Consider the following 5,269-nt stretch of genomic DNA (forward strand, 5'->3'; position numbering starts at 1 on the left):
CTGCATCAACCGCCCCCGCGATTTCATGTTCAGCAAGCGAGCCATCACCCAGCAGCTTCCCGTCGATAGGGCCGAGCTGATGCTCGGCGGACTTGCCCGCAGTTGATCGATCGTGGGTGTTGGATACGACGAGCAGCGACCGTGTTTCGGAAAGGAACATCAATTGACGACCGTGATTCGCCACCCTCGTCGAGCGGGGTGGGACCCGGAGTGTGAAGCGATTCGGCACCACATGCTGCGCACCTACACCTGCCCAGCGTTGAGACCGTCGTAGAGACACTGAGGTGAGACACCCGGTCAGTGTGGATTGAGGCTGGGGCCTCGTCGCGCCGGCGGCGGATCCGCAGGGCCCGTGGTCCGACCGGGCGAAGCGCCGGTCCTTTACCGCGGACTTCACACGTCGGATCGTTGCTGAATATGATGCGGCCCCCGCCGGCGCGAAGGGCGCCGTCCTGCGCCGGGGGCGTCTCTATGATTCGCACGTCAAGGAATAGCGGGCCGCGATCGCCGCCGGCACCCTGGGCGGGGTGAAGAAGGCTGGCCGCAGCCCGCGCAGTCCCGAGCAGGCCCGCATCGCCGAGCTGGAACGCAAGCTCGGCAAGGCTGAGGCCGAGTCGGCGCGTAAGGACGAGGTCCTCGCCGAGATCCAGTCCCACCCTGCGCACGTCCTCGATCCGCTGTTCGATCATGTGACCGAGCGCGGCGGTGATGAGGTCCTCCCGGGTCGGGAAGTGGTGCTGTGCGGCGCCCCGGGAGACGCCGGCGGCGGCGGCCACCGCACCCACGGTGGTCGCCGCCCAGCCCTGTGTCGCCAGGAGATCGATGGAGGCACCGAGCAGTCGTTCCCGCGTGAGGCGGCTACGGTCCTGCTTGGGGGTCCGTTGCTCGGGCTCCGTCATACATCCTCCTGTTACCAGTCCTGCTCGTCGTAGATGATCACACCGCGGATGTTCTTGCCGTCGCGCATGTCCTGGTACCCCTGGTTGATCTCCTCGAGCCGGTACGTCTTGGTGACGAGCTCGTCCAGTTTGAGGTTCCCGGCGCGGTACTGGTGCAGCAGGTGCGGGATCTGCTTGCGCGGGCCGGTGCCACCGAAGATGGCGCCCTGCAGTGTCTTCTGCTGCATCGCCAGGTCCATGATTGACACCTGGGCGTCGACGGCCATCATGTCCCCCAGGCCCACCACGACACACCGGCGGCCCTTGCCCGTGAGGAGCAGACCGGGGAGCAGGTCTTTGCCCTCGACCACGCCCATCGTGAGGATGACCAGATCGGCCATCCGACCCCAGCTGATCTCTCCGACCAGTGCCATCGCCTCGTCCATGGAGCTGCAGGTGTGGGTGGCCCCGAACTCCTTGGCCTTCTCGCGCTTGAACTCGACCGGGTCGACGGCGACGATAGCGCGCGCACCCGCCGCCGCTGCACCCTGGACCGAGTTGATGCCGATCCCACCGACTCCCACGACCACCACGATGTCGCCCTCCTTGGCGCCGCCGATCTCCGTGGCCGAGCCCCAACCGGTGCACACCCCGCAGCCGAGAAGTGCGGCTTTGTCCAGCGGGATGTCCTTCTCGATCTTGATGACGGACGACTGGTGCACGGTGACGTGCGGGGCGAACGTCCCCAGGAGGCACATGGTGGCCACGTCCTCACCGTCGGCGGTGTGCACCCTGAAGCCGCCGTCGCTGATCGCACGCCCGGTGAGCAGTCCCGCGCCGTTGTCGCAGAGGTTCTGCAGGCCCTCTGAACACGGCGGGCAGGTACCGCAGGCGGGGATGAACGCCAGGACGACGTGGTCTCCCTCCTCTAGGCCGATCACACCCTCGCCGACCTTGGTGACGACCCCGGCACCCTCGTGACCGCCCATGATCGGGTAGGACTCGAACTGCAGGTCGCCGGTGAGCAGGTGCTCGTCCGAATGGCAGAGGCCCGATGCGGCCAACTTGACCTGGACCTCTCCCGCCTTGGGATCGTCGATGTCGACGTCGACGATCTCCCAGCCGTCCTGCTTGGGCTCACGGATGATGGCGGCCTTGGTACGCATGGCTTTACCTCTCGTTGCGGGTTTCTGTGATGTGTGTCGAGTCATATATCTGTGACAATCGCATACGCTACGCGTCGGGCGTCGCCCAGGAGGGCAATCGGCGTTCGAGAAATGCGCTCATCCCCTCGGCCACCTCGGGCGTCGTGAACAGCCGCGCGGTGACCCCGGCGAGGTCGTCTCCACGGGCGTCGAGCTCGGCAATCATCGGCGCGGCCAGCAGCGCCTTGTTCTCCGCCAGTCCCTGCGGCGAGCAGGGCCGGAAGGAGTCGACGAGCTCGTCGACGGCGGCGTCGAGGTCCTCCACCGCGTCCGAGAGCAGGCCGATCCGCCGGGCGTGCGCGGAGTCGAACTTCTCGCCGGTCAGCAGCACGCATGCGAGATCCCGTGAGTTCACGCGTGCCGCCAACGGTACGGAGATCATGACGGCCGCCAGGCCGAGGCGGACCTCGGTGAGCGCGAAGGTGGACGACGGTCCGGCGACGGCGAGGTCGCAGGCCGCCACCAGACCCATCCCACCGGCGCGGACGTGACCGTCGACGGCCGCGATCACCGGCTTGGGATGCGCGATGATCGCCCGGAGCAGGCCCAGGAACATCCGGGCCAGCGTCCACTACGGCACCGCCACCGACGTCCAGGCACGACGCCAAGCCGTCCTCGACGCCGCCTACCACGCCCACCCGCAACGGTTCAGCCGACGACCGCAACCGCCGAAACTTCCAGAGAAGGCCACCATCAACGACCCCGCCAGACGAGCCAAAACTGGTTACGTTCCAACACCCTGAAATGTCTCATTTGATTTGACTTACTCAGTAGCGTCCGACTAACTTGTGGGCACCGTCAGGTTTGGACAAACTACGTGATCTGACTCACTCGCAGAGATGACAGCATCCCGGAAGGAATGTCCATGGACGAGGGAATCGGCAGCTGGGTCACGACGAGGGCATTCCTCTCCGGGGACCGGATCGCTCTCGTCGACGGTGAGCGGCGTCTGACCTACTCCGCCCTAGACAGCAGCACCAATCGACTGGCCCGGGCACTGAGCGCCCTCGGCGTCCGACGGGGCGATCGGGTGGCAGGGCTCCTGCTCAACAGCACCGCGTTCATAGAGACGATGCTGGCCACGGCCAAGCTGGGCGCGGTGTTCGTGCCCATGAACGTGCGTCTTGCGCCGGCCGAGATCACCTATCTCTTGGCGGACTCGGGCGCAGACGTGTTCGTGTATTCGGCGCCCCTGGCTCCGGGGGCACGCGCGGCTGTGGCCGGCGAGGGAGTACGCGTCCGATCCCGCCTGGTCGTCGGCGGCGAACCCGAGGACGGCGAGCTGCGCTATGAGCACGTGTTGGCCAACGGTGAGGCCCGTCCAGTCAGCGCCGACGTCGATCGGAGCAACGTGTCGTGCTTGATGTACACGTCCGGAACCACAGGGCGACCCAAGGGCGCGATGCTGACCCACGACAATCACCTGTGGAACGTCGTGAACAGCTTGTCCTTCGGGCGCGGCTTGCGTGAGACCGACGTCACGGTGACCGTGGCGCCGATGTTCCACATCGGGGGCCTCGGGATCCACACCCTGCCGCTGCTGTACGTCGGCGGGACCAACGTACTGCTTCCCTCGTTCGACCCGGCGCAGACCCTGAAGGCGATGTCCCGAGAGAGGGCCACCGTGCAGTTCATGGTCCCGGCCATGTGGGCAGCGCTCATGTCGGAGCCTGGCTTCGACGACTTCGACCTGTCCTCGCTGGAGCTCGCCGTCTCCGGTGGAGCGCCCTGCCCTCTGCCGGTCATTGATTTCTATCAGGGTAAGGGGCTGCCCTTCCAGGAGGGTTTCGGAATGACCGAGACCGCTCCGATCGTGTCCGTCTTGGACGCCGATCACGTCAAGGAGAAGGCCGGATCCATCGGCCGCGCGGTGTTCCACGTTGAGGCGCGCATCGTTGATGACGCCGACAAGGACGCGCGCACCAACGAGGTCGGAGAGCTCGTCCTCCGGGGACCCAATGTGTTCGCGGGCTACTGGGGTCTCCCGGAAGCCACGGCCGAGGCCTTCCGCGGCGGCTGGTTCCACACCGGTGACCTGGGCCGCATAGACGCCGAGGGGTTCATCACGCTCGTCGACCGCAAAAAGGACATGATCATCACTGGCGGCGAGAACGTCTACCCGATCGAGGTCGAGCAAGTGCTCTACCGGCACCCGGCCGTTCGTGAAGTGGCCGTCGTCGGCGTCCCCGACGTCCGCTGGGGCGAGACCCCGGTGGCCACCGTGGCGCTCCAGGACGGCGCCGAGCCGACCGGCGAGGAACTCATCGCATACACCCGGGAGCGGCTTGCCCACTTCAAGTGCCCCACCAGGATCGAGTTCGTAGCCGAGCTGCCCCGCACAGCGACCGGCAAGGTGCTCAAGACGGTGCTACGGCAGCAGCACGGCGGCAACGAACACGCCGTGCGCCGCTGAAGCCCAGTTCAGACTGCTCCCGACGCCCGGCGCAGGTCACTATTCGAGTGAGAGGAACCGGACGGCGACCTCGGAGATCTTCCGCGCTGTCGCGGTTCGGTCCCACTTGGGGAGCGCAAGATGACTGACCGTCAGGCGCACCAGGGTGTCGGCCGCGTCGATGACATCGCCCGGGGGGAGACCCGGATAACTCTCCGCGACCCATCCGGCCAGGGTGTCGGAGGCGAGGTCGAGAAGCGGTGCGGATGTCGTGAGCAGCGGGAGCATCCCCGTGGACGCCTGACCTCCCGCATCAAGGTCACGGTTGGAGATGAGCACCGCCTTGAGCAGGGGGCTGCGCCCGGCCTCGTTCAAGGTGTAGTCGACGGCGGCTGCGATGCCTCGCTTCGCATCGCCGATGTGCGCCTCCAGCGCGCCCCGGATGCCCTCGAGGAAGCGCGAGGCCTCCCGGAGTACGACGGCTTCTCCGAGGCCGGCCTTGTCACCGAACTCCTTGTACAGAGCCGCCCGCGACACCCCGGCACGATCAGCCACCTGCCCCATGCGCACCCGGTCCCAGCCGCGGTCGACAGTCAGGTCGTGGGCAGCCTCGAGGACAGCCAGGCGCATGTGCTCCTTGAATCGTTCGCGCATTGACGGTGCCCGCATGACAGAAAGGTTAGCGATTCCTGTCTCGCGATCGACTCGCGTCACTGACTTGGACACGGCCACACGCTACCTAGGAGCGTGGGTCAGTAACACGCCAGTTCAGGTCCGCTGATGGGGCGGGTTCG

General features: G+C 66.6%; 4 protein-coding genes and 1 pseudogene. 1 reads left to right on the forward strand and 4 read right to left on the reverse strand.

Annotation, left to right across the window (positions count from 1 at the left end):
• Positions 1-641: 641 nt before the first annotated feature.
• The 3 genes and pseudogenes from IY392_RS07660 to IY392_RS07670 all read right to left on the reverse strand — a co-directional run.
• A pseudogene (locus IY392_RS07660) lies at positions 642-899 on the reverse strand (TetR family transcriptional regulator); the annotation flags it as partial.
• 11 nt (positions 900-910) lie between these two features.
• Positions 911-2,044, reverse strand: coding sequence for an NDMA-dependent alcohol dehydrogenase (locus IY392_RS07665; RefSeq protein WP_095719419.1), 1,134 nt, complete (start codon positions 2,042-2,044; stop codon positions 911-913).
• Between the two features lie 67 nt (positions 2,045-2,111).
• Positions 2,112-2,639, reverse strand: coding sequence for an enoyl-CoA hydratase-related protein (locus IY392_RS07670; RefSeq protein WP_228549152.1), 528 nt, complete (start codon positions 2,637-2,639; stop codon positions 2,112-2,114).
• Positions 2,640-2,948: 309 nt separating this feature from the next.
• Here IY392_RS07670 and IY392_RS07675 point away from each other — a divergent pair, with 309 nt between their 5' ends.
• Positions 2,949-4,496: a long-chain fatty acid--CoA ligase gene (locus tag IY392_RS07675; protein ID WP_069389786.1), complete on the forward strand. Its 1,548-nt coding sequence runs from the start codon at positions 2,949-2,951 to the stop codon at positions 4,494-4,496.
• A 39-nt stretch (positions 4,497-4,535) separates the two neighbouring features.
• Here IY392_RS07675 and IY392_RS07680 read toward each other — a convergent pair whose 3' ends face one another.
• Positions 4,536-5,105 (reverse strand): TetR/AcrR family transcriptional regulator, encoded by a 570-nt coding sequence (locus tag IY392_RS07680; protein WP_069389790.1) that lies wholly within the window; start codon positions 5,103-5,105, stop codon positions 4,536-4,538.
• Positions 5,106-5,269 lie beyond the last annotated feature (164 nt).

Source organism: Dietzia sp. SYD-A1, from assembly GCF_015356725.1.
Lineage (GTDB): Bacteria > Actinomycetota > Actinomycetes > Mycobacteriales > Mycobacteriaceae > Dietzia.